The organism is Magnetococcales bacterium, from assembly GCA_015228935.1.
GTDB lineage: Bacteria > Pseudomonadota > Magnetococcia > Magnetococcales > DC0425bin3 > HA3dbin3.
Genome location: JADGCO010000081.1, coordinates 1 through 18,936, shown reverse-complemented (window position 1 = coordinate 18,936; position 18,936 = coordinate 1). Strand labels below are relative to the sequence as shown.

The following is an 18,936-nucleotide window of genomic DNA, read 5'->3' as shown; positions in this document are numbered from 1 at the left end:
CCTTCCTCCTGGACCTCCATCCCAGTTTTTCATTCGTTTTTATTGAAATTAACATGTTATTAGACAGCCTCTCAGACGTTTTCTGGTCCCGGCGTCACCTGCACCAGCCAGCTCAAATAGTCCGGCAATCCGTCACGCACCGGAACCATGAGGATTTCCGGCACCTGATAGGGATGGAGTTCCCGCAACCGGGTCTGCAACTGCGGGTACAATGGCTGCCGGGATTTGATCATCAGCACATTTTCAACATTTTTTTCCAGTTTTCCTTCCCAGGTATAAATCGATTGACCAGCCGGGAAAACATGCACACAAGCCGCCAGTCCCTCCTGAACCAGCGTGCTGGCCAGGGTATCGGCCACCGCAGTGTCGGGAGCGGTACACCAGACGATGATGGCCGCGGTTTTGTCTTCCATCACGCATCCTCCATCTGCATCGGCAACTTGTCCTACGGATGTTCGTTCAGCAACGGTTCAAGCAACCGCCGAAACTTGTCCGGTTGCAACTCTCCTGTCAGGGAGCGAACCACATTCCCCTTGCGATCCAGAATCTTGGTGGTGGGCAACCCCATGACCCCACCCAGATAGCGGGCCAGTTCCTGGGTCTTGGCAGGTGTACCCACAACGATTGGATAGTTGATACCCCGTCGGGCCACAAACTTGGCAAGCTTTTCCGGATCCATGCGATCCATGAAATCAACCCCGATGATGGCCAGGCCTTGCTGCTGATATTTTTCCTGAAATTCGATCAGGGTGGGAATTTCATTGAGACAGGGCGGGCACCAGGTGGCCCAAAAATTGACCACGACCACCTTGCCCTGATAATCCGCCAGACGCAAACTCTTGCCGTCAATGGTTTCCAGCGCCGCATCCCGTCCCCTGGGCGGTTCGGCCCAAGCCTCCGCATGCCACCATCCGCATAAAAAAATGATCAGAACTAAAAATTGACTCTCGCGCCATAAACATCGCTTGATTGGCCTGGTATTGTGCTTCATGCGGTCATGCCCCATTGCTGTTTCGGTTGGTCATCCGACCAGTCTACAGGAAGCCCTGCCCTGTTGACAACGATACGTCCAATCCCGGATTTTGCGCCAACAAATGACATTTGGTCTGGAGAAGCTGAAGGATCCTTTTGGCCGCACGGAGATTATCCCCGGCGATATGACCCCGAATGCCGCGCAGGTCCTCCCGGGCCAGCGGTGTAAGCCGAAACCGGGCCTCCAACGCTGATCAATCCTTCAACACCTCTTGAAAAGCCTGATCGCCATCCAACAGTTCTCCACGCTCAGCCTCGACGATTCCAGCCTCCAGATCCCGCTGAAACTTTTCCAGTTTCAACTGCTCCACCCGATGGCACTCCTCCACAGAGAGTCGCACAGCCACGGGCCTGCCGTTCTTCTCGATGGTCACCGGCTCCTGCTGCGCCTGGTCCATCAATTGCCCGAACCGGTCCTTCGCCTCGTGTACTGCCAGTCGCATCATGTCAGGGACTCCTGATTGCAGCCCGTTTGGCCATAACAGTTCCAATCCATGCTACACTTCAATCAATATTTTGGTTTGGAAAGAGTTATTCAATCTGCAACATATTTTTGACTGGTGCCCCCGGCGGGATTTGAACCCACGGCCTACGGATTAGGAATCCGGCGCTCTATCCGGCTGAGCTACGGGGGCTTGCCTGCTCCAATCAGAAGAATTGTAGCAGAAGTTCACCGCCTCCCACCAGAGAATCCCTTGATCCGCCGGTCAGGAAAAGTAGACTGACTCGGTTTCCATAATCAATCGGCAGGATGAAATTGAGATGTGAAATCACCATGACGCAAAAGATTCTTCCTTTCGACAACGCACCTTCCCCCGGTACCTACCTTTGTCAATTGGCAGAGCTGCGTGACTCCCTGGGTCGGGAATTCGTTTGGGAAAGAGGGGCCAATAAACCATTCCGTCTGTTTCTTGTCCCGTATGCAAATCAGGAGGCACGGGCCTACGTCAATGCCTGCCCCCACTTTCAGGTACCCTTGAATCCTCCCCGTCCCGGATGGCCGTTTCTCATGAAGGATGATCCGAAAACCATCCGCTGTAGCGTCCATGGTGCCCGCTTTCAAGCCGACGATGGACTCTGTGTCTGGGGCGATTGTCTGGGAGAGTCCCTGACGCCTGTCCCCCTGGAGATTCGGGGTGGCGGAATCTATTTGGCGGGATAAAACACCTCCATCCCGATTTTTCCTTCGACCCGGCTACCATTCCGATTTTTCCTTCGACCCGGCCACACCCGACCATTCCCTTTTTGTATCCATCCAGAACCCTTGCAAAAAAAGGATTTGATATAAAAGATTTTGTTGGGGCTCCGCCCCAAACCCCGCCAGGGGGAAGGGCAGAGCCGCTTCCCCCTGGACCCCCATCCCAGTTTTTCAAACGTTTTTTATCGTTACTTTATTTTCCATCTGGACATTTTTTTTAAAAAAAAACCGCAGCATGGGCTGCGGTGTCGGCAGGTCTCAACAGGGAGGGAAAACTCCGAAAATGTCAACATGAAGCAATGAAGCTCACGTTGTGATCAACTCTACATGACGATGGTACCTTCCATGCCGGTCTTTTCCTTGAGAAGAGCTGCTGCCCATTCTGCCTCGGCCCGAAAGGGAAAAGGTCCGGCAGTCAAGCGCAGAAAAGTGCGCTCACCCACTCGGACAGCCCTTCTTTCGACCGGCAATCCCAGCTCCGTCAAACGGGTGGCAATCTGGGAAACACTCTCCTGGTCCTGAAAACTGCCCAGATCAATGTAAAACCGCTGATCTCCCGGCATGGGAGCAACAGTTCCATCCGAGCGTGAATTGGCCGGAGTGGCTGTATGATCGTTGGTTGATGCGGATTTTCGTTGCGCCGCATCTGCGGCTGGAGACGCCTTGCGCTGTGGTCCGGCTGCCACCTTGTCCTTGGGCTTGAGCTGTGGTGGGTGCGAAATACCCGCTCCAGATGCAGACACCTTGCCGAGCGGTTTTTTCGTGGCTGGAGGGGAAACAGGAGTCGGCACCGTTTTGGCCTCATTCTGTCCCGATGGATGGAATGTTTTATTCGTCGGCGGTGGAATCACCGTCCGGGAGTTGATTTTCTCAACAGGCCCATCGGCAACAGAGGTGGACGCATAGGTATCCGAAGTCTGGGATGACCGGCTGTCTGCATAATAGATCGGACTCTCCTCCAACTGACTGGCACAGCCCGGCAGTAAGCCTAGACCCAGACTTGCCGCCAACACCAGGGCCCATTTTCGTCTTTGCCGTTTGTTCTCGAACATGGGTATACCTCTCCTTTCCCATTCCCTTGAACACAATACTTTCCTTCCCTGCGAACATTCCCTGTTCATCCGGTATGTCGCCCAGGGTATAAAATGTTGCATTCACTCGACGAATCCAGTTTAATCGGCTGGCAGCGTGCGCATGGTATTTCATACCCCGATCTGGTTTCTGCAAGTATCGGGCCGTTTTCAGTCTGGTTTGAAATGGGGGAACATGGATGGCAACCGGTTCAAAACTCTTGACCTTTTTCCTGCTGGCTCTGTTCCTGATCTCCTGTACTGGCAAGGGAAAAATCGTCACCAACATATCGCTCGTCGATCCATCGGAGCGCATTCCCCCGAGTCGGGTGGTCGAGGCTTTCTCCAAACCTCCCGAGCGACCCTACCGCGAAATTGCCCAATTGGAGACCCTGGCCACAGAGGATGTGCTTTCAGGCATTCAACTGGTCGAACATATGCGAGCCAAGGCCGCATCCGTCGGAGCCGATGCCATTATCGTCGATCAGAGCCTGGAGGGGCGCAAGACGGTCAACAACCCCTTGGGTGTCAATGAAAGAGAGGTCTTTCGGGTCATCAAGGGCATCGCCATCAAGTTTCGTTGACCATGCCACCCCGCATTCAACGCACCATGATTCCATTGGGTGAAGTGATTCCCCAATTGACGCATGAATTATTGGATCATCCGGTCGGACGGGCACAACGTTTATGGCGGGAATGGGTCACCGCCGTAGGACCCCAACTCGCCCAGCATACCGAACCTTTGCGGCTGAGCGACGGAACATTGACGATCCGGGTGGATTCGCCCGCCTGGAAAAACGAGTTGGAATTCATCAAGCACGAGCTGCTGGAACGCCTGGCTCCTCTCTTGCCACCTGGCAGCCTGCAACGCATCCTCCTGAAGCAGGGTACCCTGCGATTTCTTCAGAAGACCCAGCGCCCCCCTCCCAACCCGGATTCCGTCTCCTGGCCCCCTCCCCTGCCCAATGAAATTCAACAAGCTCAATCCCAGGTCACCATGGTGGCCGACCCCATGTTGCAGGAAATTCTGTATCGCATTGCCCTCAAGCGTCTGATCCGTACCCGCATTCCCGACAAAATCCAACCATCCCCCTGAGCAGGTCAATAAATGAAACAATCCCTGATTCCCGGTCTGGTTATGATGTTTTTTGTAAGTGGTTGCGTCGTCATCCATTCACCCTACACCAAAGGTGAAAACGACTTGATCGAAAAGGGGATTCTGGGAGAAGATCTGGAATATTATAAACAAAATTACATGATGAGCGATAAAAACGAAGCTTTTTATGGATCAATGTCCATTCAGGCCGGCAAAAGAATTACCAATGTTTATGATGAAAAAATAAATAAAATAAAAAATGGAAACATGCCAACGTTTGAAAAATTGTATCATGTCAAGGATGCTGTCTATTTTCATCTGGACAAATACAGTGAAATCTGGTCCACATCCATTTCTTTTTCGTGCCGAATGATGAACCCGCAGCAAAAAGTCTGGAAGCCCACGTCCGAAACGGTCAATGACAGTTGGCTCATCAGTGAATTGCGCAAGACACCGCTGACCTTTGCCCGACCTGCCGTCAGTGGTGCATCACCCAACATCGACTTTGTGACCGCCCTGGAAATTGCCCATACCGAATTCACCAGAGTGGGTGTTTTCGCCCGACTCGATGCTGCGGAGTCCTTGATCATCGAAGATTTAAAAGAAATCGACAGAAAAAAATATGCAAAAACGATTGATCTTTATGGTGTTCTTTCGCAGATGATCGCCCTGGCAAAATACCGTCGAGGCAGTCTGGAAACCTTCAATGCCAACATCAATCTTCTCATGGGCGACTTTGACCGAACCCTGGCCCTTGCCAGGCTTGAATACCAATCCAATGGCTCATGATCGCCATGGCACCGTCACCCACCATCCGATCAATGGGTCATCGGCACAAGCCGCATGAGCGCAAACAAAATGCCGATGATGGCGCCGGCAGTACCCATCATCCATTTGACCAGGTTGGCTTCCAGCCTTTTCATGTCGCGCTTCAATTCAACCCGCAAGATTTCAATTTTTCCATCCAACTCCTTGAACTTGGCTTCATTTTTTAATTCCATTTCCTTCATGTCCCGCCGCAGGTTGGTTTCCATTGCCTGCATATCCCGCCGCAGGTTGGTTTCCATTGCCTGCATATCCCGCCGCAGGTTGGTTTCCATTGCCTGCATATCCCGCCGCAGGTTGGTTTCCATTGCCTGCATATCCCGCCGCAGGTTGGTTTCCAGTTCCCTTGAACGAATATCTATCTTCCCATCCATCTCTTTCAGGTGTCCCTCTGTCCTCCCTTCCAACTCCTTCAATTCTTGTTTCAACTCCTCCATGCGAATTTTCACCCTGCCATCCAACTCTGCCAAATCACGCTTCAGGCCAGCATCCAACTCTGCCAAATCACGCTTCAGGCCAGCATCGACATCTTTCAAATCCCGTTTCAGGCCGGTATCCATCTCCTTCAAATCCCGCTTCAGGCCAGCTTCCAGATCCTTGATATCCCGCTTCAGCTCCAGGATGCGCACTTCAACCTGGGCCATATCGGCCTTGGTGGAGAGACCTGACTCCAGGATTCCGACCAAAAGTTCCACATGAGCCTCGGCCTGTTTTTCCGCAACACCGGCGGAAACAAGCCGCTTGACAGAGGTATGGGTATCAAAAGCAATTTGGGCATGCATGTCGGGTCCTTTCTTGGCTGCCTGGCATGGTCGTCGGATGCCACCATTTGCACTTTCTGGAGTATAATCGATGCCACGCCCAGCATGCCACACTTTGCCCCATCGGGTCGCTTCAATACGCTCCTGCATGATTAACTTAATGTTATTGTTATATAAAATCAATACATAACCCGGTCCAAAAAAATATGTCGCAGAAAGTGAAACTTTCAGATATTTTGATAATCGAACTTTAAATAAAAGGCTTCTGGTATATTTCAAGATGTTAAAATTATTCAGAAATTTTCCAAAGGTTGAAAATCAAGATGAATTTTTCCATGGACAGGAACTACCGAACGAAATGCGGGAGGGGCAGAGAACAATGAAAGACTTGAAACTGGCTTTGAAATTGGGTCTGGGCTTTGGCATCGTGCTGCTGCTGACAGTCCTGGTGGGATTCTCAGGCTGGAATGGAATCACCGGCGTAGCGGATCGGGCAGAAAAGGTGCAACAAGTTGGCGTACTCGGCGACCATTTAAACACGGCCCGCATCGCGGCCCGCGGCTACATGCTCGACAACAAAAAGACCGATGAAGCAACCAAAGCCCTGGCCGAACTGGATAACATGAAAAAATTGGCCACCGAGTTGCGGGATAGATTTTCCGATCCGGTCAACAAGGGACAGATGGAAAGCACGATCAAGGCTGCAACCACCTATCGGGACGAGTTCCAGGGATATGTGGACCTGGCCAACAAGCGTGCCGCAACGATGGAAAAAATGCGAGAGGCAGGCCGCTCCGCCCTTGCCGAGACTGAAGTCCTGGTCAAGGATCAGGAAGGTCAACTCGAAGAGATTCTGGGAAAGGCAGAAAAAGACGATAACATCGCTGCCAACCGCAAGGAACTTTTTGCAAAAATCAATGACAAGATCCAAAAGGCGGACGTGGCCAACATGGCACAGATCGATTTTATCGATGTCCGCAAAAATGAAAAAGAGTTGATCATATCAAGCGAAGACAAATATGCCCAGGCCGTCAATGCAAGTGTTGCCAAGATCAAGAAAAATTTCGAATCCCTGATTGCCAGCTTCAAACAGGAAAAAAACAAGGAACAGGGGAAAAAGACGTTGGCCGCCCTGGTCAGTTATGAGACCTCGTTCAAAGAATACCATGGACTCATGCTGAAACAGGCAGAGTCCTTCAAAACCATGGTAACTGCTGCTGCCGAGGTCGGAAAGGTCACCGAAGAAGCGATCAAGAATCAGGAAGCCAAGATGGAGAAGCAGATTGCTTCGTCCGAAACGCTGATTGCGACCGGCAGTATTCTGGCCATCATCCTGGGTCTGGTGGTGGCTTTTGTCATCACCAATGCCATCGTGGCGGCATTGATGAAGGGTGTGGCCTTTGCCCGGTTGATTGCCGAGGGGGATTTGACAGCCACCATCGACCTGCGCCAGAAAGACGAAGTGGGACTGTTGGCCGATGCCATGCGTGGCATGGTGGACAAGCTGCGGGAAGTGGTCAATGACGTGCGCAATGCCTCCGACAATGTCGCCGCCGGCAGCAATGAATTGTCCGATAGCGCCCAGAATCTCTCCCAGGGAGCCACCGAACAGGCTGCCTCCGTCGAAGAGACCTCGGCAGCCATGGAGCAAATGTCCTCGAACATTGCCAACAATACCGAAACATCCCAAACCACCGAAAAGATTGCCCACAAGGCATCCAAGGATGCCGAAGAGGGGGGCAACGCGGTCAATGAGGCCGTGACCGCCATGAAGCAGATTGCCAGCAAGATCAGCATTATCGAAGAAATTGCCCGGCAGACCAACCTGCTCGCCCTGAACGCCGCCATCGAGGCCGCCCGGGCCGGGGAACATGGCAAGGGTTTCGCCGTGGTCGCCGCAGAAGTCCGCAAACTGGCCGAACGCAGCCAGTTGGCCGCCGGAGAGATCAGCCAACTCTCCGCCACCAGCGTGCAGGTGGCCGAAAAAGCCGGCGGAATCATCAACAAACTGGTGCCGGACATACGGAAGACCTCGGAGCTGATCCAGGGAATCGCCACCTCCAGCCAGGAACAAACCCAGGGGGCACAACAGATCAACTCTGCCATCCAGCAGTTGGACCAGGTGATCCAGCAAAATGCCGGTGCCTCGGAGGAGATGGCCGCCACCTCCGAAGAACTCTCCGCCCAGGCCGATATTCTGGCCCAGGCCATCAGCTTTTTCCGGATTGGTGAAAGCTCCCAGGGGGCTGCCAAGGCGAAAAAGAAAACATCGGCGTCACACAAGTCCGCCGCTCCCCTGCAACTGACCCATGCCAAACCAGCCGCCAAAAAACCAGCCGGCAAAAAATCGGCAACGAGTGACAAATCCTCGGGTTCTGGCGTCAAACTGGACATGGATGACCCGCACGCTGCCCATAAAGACGACGAGTTCGAAAATTTCTAATAAAAGAGGGGAAGGGCGCAGCCCTTCCCCCTGGACCCCCATCCCAGTTTTTCATTTGTTTTTTAAACGTCATTTTCGCCCACTTGGTGGGCCGCTTTTGGATGCTGCAATGATCCCGACATGACAGTGTGGTACGCTGAAATAATGATCATGGAAGCGTGCAGGGGAGAAAGGAATGATCACCATTGCGTTTGATTTTGATTCAGATGTGTTGAGTACGTTCCATATGGCACCTGCCGAGTTTGCACGGGAAATGCGCGTTGCGGCATTCATACACTGGTATGCTCAGGGGCGTCTTTCCCAGGGCAGAGCGGCAGAGTTGTCTGGCATCTCCAGGGCCGAGTTTTTGGAAGAGTTGTTTCACCGCAAAGTACCAGCTTGCCAAACTGGTTTTGAAGAAATCGTTGCGGAGCTTCAGGATGCCTAGTGGACCAACCGCGCTGATTTGACTTGCCAAAATTTTCCGGTGCATCAGGGATGGTCATGTCGGCGAAAGTGGACGTTTCAAATCAGAACGGTTTGTATACCAGGCGGTGGGTCACGAACTCATCACCGCTCATTTTGTTTGGAAAAGCTGGATATCTCGAATTATTGGTCAGTTTGGTCGATGAACTTGTTGTCCCGGATGCAGTCAGGCAGGAAGTGTTGGCCAGATCGGATGAGGCTCTACTGGGTCGTTTCATATGTAACACAAAAGGGGTGCGCGTCGTGCCTGAATGTTTGGTTGCATCCGAAGTGCGAACGTGGAATCTGGGAAAAGGGGAAACACAAGCGATCACAGCAGCCGTGCAACTCCACGCAGATCGGGTGGTGTTGGACGATCTTGCAGCCCGTCGTTGTGCCCAAACCCTCAACGTGCGTATCATCGGTTCATTGGGAGTTGTTGTGTATGCCAGGCAAAAGGGATTGATTGCTCAGGTGGGTCCGGTTATTGAGCGGCTCTGTCATTCCGGTCTCTACGTGGACGATGCCCTGGTGACACAAATATTGGATCATGTTGGAGAGTAATTTTTTGTTTTTCAAGATGAAAAAAACTGAATCCACCGCTTTGACCGACCCCGGCGTAGTCCCCACCCGATATTGGCAGCTTCTCCCCGACTCCCGCATTCAATGCACCGTCTGCCCCCGCGCCTGTCGCCTGCAAGAAGGTCAACGCGGCTGGTGCTTCGTGCGAGCACGCGCCGAAGACCAGATCGTCATGACCAGCCATGGCCGCTCCTTTGGCTTCGCCATCGATCCCATCGAAAAAAAACCCCTCTATCACTTTTTTCCGGGCAGCACCATCCTGTCGTTCGGCACGGCAGGATGCAATCTGGCCTGCAAATTTTGCCAAAACTGGCACATGAGCCGTTCCCGCGCCACGGATCGCCAAATGACCGTAGCCACCCCCACCCAAATCGCTGCTGCCGCACAAAAATCGGGCTGTCGCTCCCTGGCCTACACCTACAATGATCCCGTGGTCTTCATGGAATATGCCATGGAAACCGCCCAGGCCGGTCATGCCCTGGGTCTCCACTCCGTGGCCGTCACCGCCGGCTACATGCAGGATGCCGCCCGCGAAGATTTTTATCGCCACATGGATGGAGCCAATGTGGACCTCAAGGCCTTTTCGGAACGGTTCTACCACCGCTTTTGCGGCGCTGCGCTGCAACCCGTCCTGGAAACCCTGCTCTACATTCGCCAGCAGACCAATGTCTGGCTGGAAATCACCACCCTGTTGATCCCGGGTGAAAATGACAGCGATGCCGAACTGGCAAGCCTGACCCAATGGGTGGCCGAACACCTGGGCCTGGATACCCCTCTGCACTTTTCAGCCTTTCACCCGGCCTATCGTTTGCAGGACAAGCCCAGAACCCCGCTCAGCACCCTGGTCCGCGCTCGCAACATGGCCCGCCAAAACGGCCTGCGCTACGTCTACACCGGTAACCTCCGCGATCAGGAAGGAAGCACCACCCGGTGCCATGTCTGTAAACAGCCCCTCATTATCCGGGATGGATATACGCTCCTGGAAATGCATCTGACCCACAAAGGAACCTGTACCCGATGCCACACCCCTTGCGCCGGAAGGTTTGCCTCCCTATCTGATGATGGACAGGTGAAATCATAAAATCCTTGCCCGGTGCCCCATAAAAAAGGTATCCTGAGAGCAGAGTGACAGTCAGGTTTGTTTGAAATATCCACTCCCGGTCAGGTGTGTCGATTGTGAAAATCCAGATTATTGACGGCTCATGTCGGTCCATGATTCAAATCTAAAATGTAACCCACGGACAGGACCATTTGCAGAAGCGCTTCCTGCTAATTGTCCACCGCACGATGCGGTCGAATCGAATGAAAGAATTGCTTTCAGGTTTGTAAAATCATCCACACCCACAGAGGTGGATTTTTATTCGCATGCAAAACTCGATAATCTTGGAATTGAGAAGCGAGGAAGAGCAAAAGGTGTCACGCCCTGTCGTTGGGCGTCGTGTTCCGTGGGTAACATTAGATTTATACGTGATACGATTAAAAAATACCCTAAATTTAGAAAATCATATATAGTAATAATTAAATTAAATCGTGAGGCTGGCATGATTCAACCATCCAATAACGGCCATATTGATTTTTGGATGTATGCTTCCTTTAATCCTCTTGGTGCGATCATCTATGACATAGAGAAAGCGTCAACTTATGAGTAAGCAATCCCCCATCCTAAGCGCAACGATGATCGATACATTGCTATATTTTGACGGGCCACAGCTTATTCTTTTAAGTGATAACAGTATTCATAAAAAAATTATTGCGATTGCGGTTGACCAAGACGGCATGGATTGCTATATGGACCAACCTTTTTTTGCATGTAGAATTAAAGGAGATAACTTTGAAAAATATATGAGCGGCAAGGCTGATCTTTTATATTTATTCTCTCATGCGTCCAGGAATGAGTACTATTTTTTTGATTTATATAAAGAAGAAAATGATGTTGTAAAATTAATTAGAGCTTCAGATCGTGAAGTAAAAAATAATGATTTTTGGCCAGGAAAAGGAATATTTTCGTCGAGCCATAACAATTTAGAAAATATTAATAAGGAAGCGAGATATCGTCACGTTTTTTATATTAACGGGGTCTGGAATTTAATTGATTTTTCACAATTTTATAGTAAAATATCTGACCTGTACGCAATTTCATATCTAAAAAATCTCAAAAACCCTGAATTAATCAGAAAAGCTTTGACCGGATTGATCACTCCTCGATTATGGACGGCAGGTGGGAGCTATTTTGGTTTTTACAGGTCACTCATGAACATGCTTGATTTTATCCAACTTAAGGTGGCGGCTATCCAATATGCATCTCCTGGTCAGATAGAACTGCTGGGTAATCGTGATGTTTTTAAAGAAACAATTAGTTTAATAGAAAATTTTGAGCGGTCATATAAGGAAACAAAAGAAGCCTATCACTCCGTAGATAAAATTCTGACTCAAGAAAAATTAAAAACAGCAAAGCCATCAACCGATTTTTCCAGTGATGCAAAAAAAGAATTTGTTAAGAAAAAAGCTGATTTTATATTGCAAACATTAGAAATGAATGAACATGAAACATTTTTTGCGTCCTGCGATAACAATGTTTTAGTCTACTCCAAGCTCGTTCTTTCAATATATAGACGCATCAATGGGATCCATAACTTTATCTCTGAAGGTCGTGTTGAAATTGTTAAAGATTCTGTCGCACCGAATGCCGAAAAACCTGTTGCACATCATGCTTGAAAAAATATGCTGTCTTCGTGCATCATATCCGATTCGTTAACCAAAACCAGGTATGCATGGATCATGTATCCGGCGCTTGCCCTCTGGGACCGAAGGAAATGGTCAGAGGCGGGTCGCACAAAACCCAACAAGGAGAGTCCATCATGAACGAAAATCCTTTCGATACCCGGGCGCGGGTCCCGGTGCAGGTTGAAAACGGTCCCATACCCGCCATCGACATCAAGGAACAGGAATCTGCCGTCGAATATTTGAAGCAGGTCTATCTTCTTCTGGCGGCCAGCCTCCTCATGTCCGTGGGGGCCGGTTATGTGGGAATGCACACCCGCTTTGCCTTTGAACATCCCATCCTGCTCCTCGTGCTGGAACTGGGTGCCTTTTTCCTGGCCCTCTATGTCAAAAATACCCCCACCCTCTTTCTGTTCACCGGGATCTCCGGGTTCACCATCGGACCCATCATCGCCATTTATGTCAGCCAGGGCATGTCCGGCGCTGTGGGCCAGGCGGTCTTTCTGACCGGAGCCATCTTCGTGGGCATGACCTTCTATGCCATGACCACCCGGCGCGACCTCTCCATGATGGGAACGTTCCTGTTTGCCGGATTGATCATCCTGCTGGTCGGCTCGCTCATGAACCTGTTTTTCCACTCCACGGCCCTTTCATTCGCTTTGAGTGCTGCTGGCGCGGTCATCTTCTCCCTGTACATTGCCTGGGAAACCCAATCCCTCAGGGATAACCCCTGGGCCGTGGCCCCTCAGGTGGCAGCCCTCTCCATGTACCTGAACGTCGTCAACCTGTTTTTGTCTCTCCTGCGCCTGCTGGGCATTTTGGGGAGTGACGATTGATCCCAGCCCAACCCGCGCTCTCCGGAATCGCCGCCACCGGCACGGATCCCGGCTTGAAATCCGGCCTGGATCCGCATGCCGACACGGCTTTTACCCCGGAAGAAACCACTGCCCTGGAGCAGGCCAGAAATAAACTGCTCCAGGCAGGTTGGCAGACAGTGACCGCTGCCGTGGTGGTCCTGGGAACATATCAGCGTCTCTACTGTCTGGAACAAAACGGTCTGATCCGGCACTGGCCCGTCTCCACGGGCCGGGCCGGTTTCGGCAATCAGATCGACAGTGGTCGCACCCCCACCGGATTGCATCGCATCTGTGCCTGTATTGGCGAGGGTCAACCCCTGGGAGCGGTCTTCAAGGGCCGGGTTCCTACTGGCGAGATTGCCCCCGAGACCGTCGTGGATGGCCGGGATGCCATCACCACCCGCATTCTGTGGCTCGATGGTCTCGAAGAAGGGGTCAATCGCGGCCCCGGCATCGACACCAAGACCCGATTCATCTATATTCACGGAACCTCCCATGCCAACCTCCTGGGGCAACCCGCTTCTGCCGGTTGCGTGCGCATGAAAAATGAACATGTCCTCGATCTGTTCCAGCGCGTTGCCAACAACACGTTGGTCTTGATTGTTCCTGCCTGATCCTCCATGGAAAAATTAATTTCAGACCTTCGCATCCATTTCCAGAATCCTCAATTGGTTGCCCTGCTCCTGGTGTTGACCAGCGGTGCCGTGGTGGTCCTCTACTTTGGCGACGCCATCGCGCCTTTCATCACTTCACTGGTGGTTGCCTATCTTCTGGAGGGGATGGTCCGTCCCCTGACGCTCCTCCGTATTCCACGCATTCTGGCCGTCCTGCTGGTCTTCAGTCTCTTCATTTTTCTGCTGGTCCTCCTGTTCGGGGTGGTCATCCCCATCCTGGTGGAACAGCTCTCCCGTCTCCTGGGCGAAGTTCCCCGCATTACGACAACCCTGCAAACTCTGAAAGGCCAGGTCACCGAATCACTCAAAGGGGTGATCAGTGCCAGTCTCATGGAACCCCTGCTCGCCCGCCTCCTGGAGGGTTTCCAGGACTTGACCGCCCGCTCCGTGACCTATCTCCTGCACGGGGTGCCCGGACTTTTTTCTGTGGTTATTTATTTGTTTTTGGTACCTTTTCTTGTGTTCTTCTTTCTCAAGGATAAAAAAGACCTACTCCAGGAAATGCAGCGCCTGTTGCCGCGTGAACGGGAGTTGCTGTTCAAGGTGTTGCAGGATGTTGACCGGGGTCTGGGCGGATATGTGCGGGGCAAATTTTGGGAATTGTTGTTGCTGGGATTGGCCACCTACCTCGCCCTGGCCTACATCGGTTGCGAATATGCCTTTTTGTTGGGACTCCTGACGGGATTGTCGGTCCTGATTCCCTTTTTGGGGGTGGTGGTGGTCATTGTGCCGGTTGCGCTCCTGGGGGTGTTTCAATGGGGCATTACCTGGGATGGCTTCATGCCCCTGATGATCTATGGCGTGCTGCAAATGGTGGATGGCAATATCGTGGCTCCCCTGATCCTGGGTGAAACCGTTCAGGTTCACCCCACAACCATCATTCTGGCCGTGCTGCTTTTTGGTTCTCTCTGGGGTTTGATCGGGGTCTTTTTTGCCGTCCCCCTGGCCGTTCTGGTCAAAAGCGTGATCGACGCCATCCTTCCACCCGTATCCAATTCAACCGTCACGTCTCCAGGTTGACTTGATTCGGCACCGGGTACCACCTCGCCTCCTGGATCTCCATCCCATGGCCCACTCCGCCGGAGCCGTTCGTCTGGCCATCGAACTCCTGGAGCAAATCCTCACGACCGGCCTGGCAACCGAAACCCTGTTGACCCGCCAGTTCTGGTCACAAAGTGGCTTGGGATCCAGGGAACGCACCCTGGCAGGTGATTTGATCCACGGGGTATTGCGCCATCGCCGGCGTTATGATCCGGATCTGACCACCCCTGTTTCGCATCTGGTGGCCAGCGCCTTACAGGACCGGCATGGCTGGACGCCGGAGCAGATTCTCGATCTCTGGGGCACGGCAATCCCCTTTTTACCTCCACCAGATCCCAATCTCTCTCCAGCCATTTGCCACTCCCTGCCGGATTGGCTTTGGCAAAATCTGGCCCAATCCCTGGGTCTGGAGGATGCCGAATCTCTTGCCGCTGCCCTGAATCTACCGGCCCCGGTAGATGTGCGGGTCAATCTCCGGCATGGTTCCCGGGAGGCTTGTCAGGCCTCCTTGCAGAACGAAGGAATAACAGCCACGCCCACCCCCTTCTCGCCGGTCGGTCTGCGTCTGCCGCATCGCCTGCCACTGGGTGAGTTGACGGCCTATCGGCAGGGATGGATCGAGGTCCAGGATGAAGGCAGTCAACTTATCGCCTTGCTTGTAGCACCCCAACCAGGGCAACTGGTTGTGGATCTATGTGCCGGTGGGGGTGGCAAAAGCCTGCACCTGGCTGTCTTGATGCAGGATCGTGGCCGCATCGTGGCCGCTGATGCCGACGCCAAACGTCTGGCCGGACTGCGTCCCCGCCAACGTCGGGCCGGTTTGCGTTCCATCCAGTCCCTGGTCATTCGCCATGAAGGGGATCCCAAATTGCGTCCCCTGACCGGCAAGGCTGACCGGGTCTTGCTGGATGTTCCCTGTTCCGGTACCGGAACCCTGCGCCGTCATCCGGAACTCAAATGGCACCTGACGCCTGACCAGGTTACCACCCTGACCTTGCGCCAATCTGCCCTTTTACATGCCGGGGCGCGCCTGGTACGACCGGGGGGGCGTCTGGTCTATGCCACCTGTTCCCTGCTGGAACAGGAAAATCAACATGTGATTACCTGTTTTTTGCGGGAAAATTCCGGATTTCACCTGCTCGATGCCCGGTCCATTCTGACTGCTGCTGGTGTTCCAGAGATGGAACATATGCAACCGTTTCTCTCCCTTTGGCCACATCGGCAGGGGACCGACGGCTTTTTTGCCGCCATCATGGTACGTGGTTGATTGACATATAATTACTCCGGAAATCGGTCCGGAATAATTCAGAACAACCCAATATTTCTACTTCATGGGCTTTGTCAGCAAAAAAATCCTTGACAAATGCTAATAGAGTGTGCAATCAAATTTCAGATAATATATGGTGAATGGAGACAGTGACGTGAAAGATTCTATTATAATTGGCTTATTGCTGTCATTTATTCTTTGCATAGCTTACTTTTTTATATCATCATTTTGGTATATAGATACTCGAGAACATGAATATATTGAGCATATTAGAGGATTTCTTATTTTTCTTTTCTGGATTCCACAATTATTATATTCAATTCCGATTATGCGAGTGCTTTCCAGGAAAAAACTCACACGAACGCTTAACGGATTTCGAATATTTACTATTTTACTGTTAGTATTAAATATTATATTTATAGTAGTAGCTATTAAAAGCGGAGCATAATCTAAATATGCGATTCAAAAATCAGAGGCATTAACATGCCATGATATTATTAGTTATATATAAGGAGGAAATTCATGGTTGATTCAATCACGATTGGCTTATTTATATCACTTACCATTTGTATAATTTACTTCAAGTTAATATTTTTTATACCTTTTCATACTATTGAGAATGAATATATTCAATATATTATAGCATCTCTTATTGCATTTTACTGGGTTCCACAACTATTATATTCTATTCCTATTATGAAAATGCTTTCCAGGAGAAAACTAACAAAAACACTTCGTGGATTTAAAATATTTTTATACATCCTGTTAACATCTAATATATTTCTTATATATTTAGGCATAAATTTTTAAATTTTTTATAAATTTATAGATAAAATCCATCACCTTACATCAGAATTATCTGGATCAAAATTGACAAAATTAAAATGAAACGAAAAATTCATACAATTATTTTACAAAGTTACGATCCAATCCACCACCTTGCATCCGGACCCGTTGCCTCCCTAAGATGGGACGCATGATACCCCATTTTGCATCGATACGCCCGCTCTGCACCCGTCGGGATCATGGAAGGGCCTGGTGGCTGCTCTCGCTAAGCCTGTGGCTCTCGGTCACCCCTGCGCACAGTGCCCTGGATTTTCTTCCCCCCCCCCGTGGTTCCCTGGTCACCCGGTTTCAAGAGGATCTGGCCCCGGAATATCCCGGCCAGGTCATGGTCATTCGTCTTTACGAGGATGCGGCAGAAAATCAGATCAGGGAATTCGAAATCAACGGGGCCGTTTTCCAGGTGCAGGTTTTACCCAGTTCCGAACCCGGATACTACCTGGTCGATACCACCGGCTCTGGCCGGTTCGACACCCGCGTGGAAGGGGAAGAGGCCCGTCTGGTTCTGCCGGCGTGGGTCCTGTTCCGGAAATGAACCCGTGACCATACCCACACCGTCCGATCATCGCCAGGCACGCACCATCCATCAGGTTTTGGGGGGATATTATTTTTTCTATTTTGCCGTCCTGGGGGTCTGGATTCCCTATTGGCCCCTGTATCTGAAAGAGTTGCACCTGGATCCACGGGGAATCGGTCTTTTGCTTGCCCTGCCCCTGGCCATGAAGGTGCTGGGACCACCGGTATGGGGAACCCTGGCTGATGGGGGTGCCCGCCGGGGTGTCATTGTGGTCACCTCTTTTGCGACGGTCGCTACATACGCGCTCTTTTTTTTTGGCGTCGATTTCTGGTTTTTGTTGTTGGTCACCACCCTGTACAGCTTTTTTCTGGCCGGTCCCCTGGCCCTCGTGGAAGCGACCACCATGGAGACGGTCATCCGCACAGGCGGCGACTACGGACGGATCCGGCTGTGGGGATCGTTGGGATTCATCATTTTTTCCGTGATGCTAGGCATGGTTCTGGATCGCTGGGGAACCCCTCCCCTGCTCTGGGTGATTGGCGGACTGTTGCTGGCCGATGCTGTTTTGTCCCTCTTTCTGCCGCCACCGGAATCCCAACCCCAGACCGCCAGATCCCGACACCAGACCCGGCTGTTGCTGACCACACCGGGGTTGCCGTGGTTCTACCTGGCCGCCGTCCTCATGCAGTTTTCCCATGCCGCCTATTATGGCTTTCTGTCGATCCATCTGGAACATCACGGTTTTTCCCACAAGGCCATCGGTATCCTGTGGGCCTTGGGCGTGGCGGCGGAGGTGGTCCTGCTGCACTATTCCGGATACTGGATGCAACGCCTGGGTCCCTCCCGAATCTTGACGGCATCCATCGTCATCGCTGCCCTGCGCTGGTCCATTTTTGCCACCACACTGGATTGGCCTCTGTTGATACTGGCGCAAATTTTCCATGGCTTCACCTTCGGCACCTACCATGTGGCCGCCATCCGCCGCACCCACGAGGCCGCCCCTGCCCAGGTCCGGGCCTCGGCCCAGGCCTGGTATGTCGCCTTTGCCTATGGGATTGGCGGCGGTTTGGGAATGACCCTCTCGGGATATCTGTACAATGCCCTGGGAGCGAGGCCCTTGTTTGCCATCATGGCTCTGGCAGCCCTGATCGGGGCCGGAGCGAGCCTGCTCTCCAACCGCTCCTTTGCCCGGGCCTTTACTTCCTGAACTCGGCTTTGCCCGGGCCTTTACTTCCTGAACTCGGCTTTATATTCACGCCGCGAAGGCGACCACCTCCGGCGGGCATTCGTCAAGATTCCGAGGGATTTTCGCCATGTCAGGGTTTGAACGCGACGGGGCATGGCAGGTCACTCCCGATTTCATCATGACAACTCCAATGTGCCCTGTGTACCCATGTGTATCGCCTCGTGGGAGGCCATGGCGATCACATGCCAGGAGGAGATCAGTTCGTTGTAGGCACGGGCATCGTCGGCCCACTTTTTTCGTTCGCACAGGGTATACAGGTGATAGGCCAGTTGACGGATGGCCTCGGTGTGTTTGGGCAGGCAGGCCAGCAGGCGACCGG

The 18,936-nt window shown here is 52.0% G+C and carries 22 protein-coding genes and 1 tRNA gene; 15 read left to right on the top strand and 8 right to left on the bottom strand.

The window, feature by feature from the left end; translation table 11 throughout:
- Positions 1-71: 71 nt before the first annotated feature.
- The 5 genes from HQL65_15900 to HQL65_15880 all read right to left on the bottom strand — a co-directional run bounded on the left by HQL65_15900 (position 72) and on the right by HQL65_15880 (position 1,667).
- The gene (locus HQL65_15900) at positions 72-413 is read right to left on the bottom strand and encodes a divalent-cation tolerance protein CutA (protein ID MBF0137717.1); all 342 of its coding nucleotides are present in this window, start codon (positions 411-413) and stop codon (positions 72-74) included.
- A gap of 32 nt (positions 414-445) precedes the next feature.
- Positions 446-991, bottom strand: a complete 546-nt coding sequence (locus HQL65_15895; GenBank protein MBF0137716.1) for a TlpA family protein disulfide reductase — start codon at positions 989-991, stop codon at positions 446-448.
- Between the two features lie 43 nt (positions 992-1,034).
- Entirely contained in the window at positions 1,035-1,220 is a 186-nt protein-coding gene (locus HQL65_15890; protein ID MBF0137715.1) for a type II toxin-antitoxin system RelE/ParE family toxin, read from the bottom strand.
- Positions 1,221-1,226: 6 nt separating this feature from the next.
- The gene (locus tag HQL65_15885) at positions 1,227-1,478 is read right to left on the bottom strand and encodes a type II toxin-antitoxin system prevent-host-death family antitoxin (GenBank protein MBF0137714.1); all 252 of its coding nucleotides are present in this window, start codon (positions 1,476-1,478) and stop codon (positions 1,227-1,229) included.
- A gap of 112 nt (positions 1,479-1,590) precedes the next feature.
- A tRNA-Arg gene (locus HQL65_15880) sits at positions 1,591-1,667 on the bottom strand.
- Positions 1,668-1,807: 140 nt separating this feature from the next.
- On the opposite strand from HQL65_15880, the gene HQL65_15875 reads away from it, so the two are divergent.
- Complete coding sequence (locus tag HQL65_15875; GenBank protein ID MBF0137713.1) at positions 1,808-2,194, top strand: Rieske 2Fe-2S domain-containing protein; 387 nt, start codon at positions 1,808-1,810, stop codon at positions 2,192-2,194.
- A gap of 359 nt (positions 2,195-2,553) precedes the next feature.
- On the opposite strand, the gene HQL65_15870 is transcribed toward HQL65_15875, so the two are convergent.
- A complete protein-coding gene (locus HQL65_15870) occupies positions 2,554-3,282 on the bottom strand; it encodes an SPOR domain-containing protein (GenBank protein MBF0137712.1) in 729 nt (242 codons plus the stop codon).
- 218 nt (positions 3,283-3,500) lie between these two features.
- On the opposite strand from HQL65_15870, the gene HQL65_15865 reads away from it, so the two are divergent.
- Genes HQL65_15865 through HQL65_15855 form a run of 3 tightly spaced genes read left to right on the top strand, consistent with a single transcriptional unit; the run spans position 3,501 to position 5,185 of the window.
- Positions 3,501-3,884: a hypothetical protein gene (locus tag HQL65_15865; GenBank protein ID MBF0137711.1), complete on the top strand. Its 384-nt coding sequence runs from the start codon at positions 3,501-3,503 to the stop codon at positions 3,882-3,884.
- Positions 3,885-3,886: 2 nt separating this feature from the next.
- Complete coding sequence (locus tag HQL65_15860) at positions 3,887-4,396, top strand: DUF721 domain-containing protein (protein MBF0137710.1); 510 nt, start codon at positions 3,887-3,889, stop codon at positions 4,394-4,396.
- A gap of 12 nt (positions 4,397-4,408) precedes the next feature.
- Positions 4,409-5,185, top strand: coding sequence for a hypothetical protein (locus HQL65_15855; protein ID MBF0137709.1), 777 nt, complete (start codon positions 4,409-4,411; stop codon positions 5,183-5,185).
- A gap of 29 nt (positions 5,186-5,214) precedes the next feature.
- Here HQL65_15855 and HQL65_15850 read toward each other — a convergent pair whose 3' ends face one another.
- Positions 5,215-6,003: a DUF1640 domain-containing protein gene (locus HQL65_15850; protein MBF0137708.1), complete on the bottom strand. Its 789-nt coding sequence runs from the start codon at positions 6,001-6,003 to the stop codon at positions 5,215-5,217.
- Positions 6,004-6,361: 358 nt separating this feature from the next.
- On the opposite strand from HQL65_15850, the gene HQL65_15845 reads away from it, so the two are divergent.
- The 11 genes from HQL65_15845 (at position 6,362) to HQL65_15795 (ending at position 18,578) form a co-directional block, all read left to right on the top strand.
- Positions 6,362-8,425, top strand: coding sequence for a methyl-accepting chemotaxis protein (locus tag HQL65_15845; protein ID MBF0137707.1), 2,064 nt, complete (start codon positions 6,362-6,364; stop codon positions 8,423-8,425).
- Between the two features lie 175 nt (positions 8,426-8,600).
- A complete protein-coding gene (locus HQL65_15840) occupies positions 8,601-8,852 on the top strand; it encodes a UPF0175 family protein (GenBank protein ID MBF0137706.1) in 252 nt (83 codons plus the stop codon).
- Between the two features lie 281 nt (positions 8,853-9,133).
- The gene (locus HQL65_15835) at positions 9,134-9,433 is read left to right on the top strand and encodes a DUF3368 domain-containing protein (protein MBF0137705.1); all 300 of its coding nucleotides are present in this window, start codon (positions 9,134-9,136) and stop codon (positions 9,431-9,433) included.
- A 16-nt stretch (positions 9,434-9,449) separates the two neighbouring features.
- Positions 9,450-10,532, top strand: a complete 1,083-nt coding sequence (gene amrS / locus HQL65_15830) for an AmmeMemoRadiSam system radical SAM enzyme (protein ID MBF0137704.1) — start codon at positions 9,450-9,452, stop codon at positions 10,530-10,532.
- 560 nt (positions 10,533-11,092) lie between these two features.
- Positions 11,093-12,166: a hypothetical protein gene (locus HQL65_15825; GenBank protein MBF0137703.1), complete on the top strand. Its 1,074-nt coding sequence runs from the start codon at positions 11,093-11,095 to the stop codon at positions 12,164-12,166.
- Between the two features lie 143 nt (positions 12,167-12,309).
- Complete coding sequence (locus HQL65_15820; protein MBF0137702.1) at positions 12,310-13,008, top strand: Bax inhibitor-1/YccA family protein; 699 nt, start codon at positions 12,310-12,312, stop codon at positions 13,006-13,008.
- Positions 13,005-13,643, top strand: a complete 639-nt coding sequence (locus HQL65_15815) for a L,D-transpeptidase (protein ID MBF0137701.1) — start codon at positions 13,005-13,007, stop codon at positions 13,641-13,643. The genes HQL65_15820 and HQL65_15815 overlap by 4 nt, the downstream gene beginning before the upstream one ends.
- A gap of 6 nt (positions 13,644-13,649) precedes the next feature.
- Positions 13,650-14,723 carry an AI-2E family transporter gene (locus HQL65_15810; protein MBF0137700.1) on the top strand — a complete coding sequence of 358 codons (1,074 nt, stop codon included), beginning with the start codon at positions 13,650-13,652 and terminating at the stop codon, positions 14,721-14,723.
- 46 nt (positions 14,724-14,769) lie between these two features.
- Positions 14,770-16,011 carry an RsmB/NOP family class I SAM-dependent RNA methyltransferase gene (locus HQL65_15805; GenBank protein MBF0137699.1) on the top strand — a complete coding sequence of 414 codons (1,242 nt, stop codon included), beginning with the start codon at positions 14,770-14,772 and terminating at the stop codon, positions 16,009-16,011.
- Positions 16,012-16,987: 976 nt separating this feature from the next.
- The gene (locus tag HQL65_15800) at positions 16,988-17,389 is read left to right on the top strand and encodes a DUF2782 domain-containing protein (protein MBF0137698.1); all 402 of its coding nucleotides are present in this window, start codon (positions 16,988-16,990) and stop codon (positions 17,387-17,389) included.
- A 4-nt stretch (positions 17,390-17,393) separates the two neighbouring features.
- The gene (locus HQL65_15795) at positions 17,394-18,578 is read left to right on the top strand and encodes an MFS transporter (GenBank protein ID MBF0137697.1); all 1,185 of its coding nucleotides are present in this window, start codon (positions 17,394-17,396) and stop codon (positions 18,576-18,578) included.
- A gap of 155 nt (positions 18,579-18,733) precedes the next feature.
- On the opposite strand, the gene HQL65_15790 is transcribed toward HQL65_15795, so the two are convergent.
- Positions 18,734-18,936, bottom strand: a 203-nt coding sequence (locus HQL65_15790) for a hypothetical protein (GenBank protein MBF0137696.1), incomplete at its 5' end; no start/stop codon positions are given.

What these genes read in the sequence shown, in the direction of transcription:
- HQL65_15895 (MBF0137716.1), bottom strand. Translation starts at nt 991, where the DNA reads ATGAAGCACAATACCAGGCCAATCAAGCGATGTTTATGGCGCGAGAGT.
- HQL65_15870 (MBF0137712.1), bottom strand. Translation starts at nt 3,282, where the DNA reads ATGTTCGAGAACAAACGGCAAAGACGAAAATGGGCCCTGGTGTTGGCG.
- HQL65_15865 (MBF0137711.1), top strand. Translation starts at nt 3,501, where the DNA reads ATGGCAACCGGTTCAAAACTCTTGACCTTTTTCCTGCTGGCTCTGTTC.
- HQL65_15855 (MBF0137709.1), top strand. Translation starts at nt 4,409, where the DNA reads ATGAAACAATCCCTGATTCCCGGTCTGGTTATGATGTTTTTTGTAAGT.
- HQL65_15885 (MBF0137714.1), bottom strand. Translation starts at nt 1,478, where the DNA reads ATGATGCGACTGGCAGTACACGAGGCGAAGGACCGGTTCGGGCAATTG.
- HQL65_15860 (MBF0137710.1), top strand. Translation starts at nt 3,887, where the DNA reads ATGCCACCCCGCATTCAACGCACCATGATTCCATTGGGTGAAGTGATT.
- HQL65_15805 (MBF0137699.1), top strand. Translation starts at nt 14,770, where the DNA reads ATGGCCCACTCCGCCGGAGCCGTTCGTCTGGCCATCGAACTCCTGGAG.
- HQL65_15800 (MBF0137698.1), top strand. Translation starts at nt 16,988, where the DNA reads ATGATACCCCATTTTGCATCGATACGCCCGCTCTGCACCCGTCGGGAT.
- HQL65_15900 (MBF0137717.1), bottom strand. Translation starts at nt 413, where the DNA reads ATGGAAGACAAAACCGCGGCCATCATCGTCTGGTGTACCGCTCCCGAC.
- HQL65_15845 (MBF0137707.1), top strand. Translation starts at nt 6,362, where the DNA reads ATGAAAGACTTGAAACTGGCTTTGAAATTGGGTCTGGGCTTTGGCATC.
- HQL65_15850 (MBF0137708.1), bottom strand. Translation starts at nt 6,003, where the DNA reads ATGCATGCCCAAATTGCTTTTGATACCCATACCTCTGTCAAGCGGCTT.
- HQL65_15875 (MBF0137713.1), top strand. Translation starts at nt 1,808, where the DNA reads ATGACGCAAAAGATTCTTCCTTTCGACAACGCACCTTCCCCCGGTACC.
- HQL65_15840 (MBF0137706.1), top strand. Translation starts at nt 8,601, where the DNA reads ATGATCACCATTGCGTTTGATTTTGATTCAGATGTGTTGAGTACGTTC.
- HQL65_15820 (MBF0137702.1), top strand. Translation starts at nt 12,310, where the DNA reads ATGAACGAAAATCCTTTCGATACCCGGGCGCGGGTCCCGGTGCAGGTT.
- HQL65_15810 (MBF0137700.1), top strand. Translation starts at nt 13,650, where the DNA reads ATGGAAAAATTAATTTCAGACCTTCGCATCCATTTCCAGAATCCTCAA.
- amrS (MBF0137704.1), top strand. Translation starts at nt 9,450, where the DNA reads ATGAAAAAAACTGAATCCACCGCTTTGACCGACCCCGGCGTAGTCCCC.
- HQL65_15825 (MBF0137703.1), top strand. Translation starts at nt 11,093, where the DNA reads ATGAGTAAGCAATCCCCCATCCTAAGCGCAACGATGATCGATACATTG.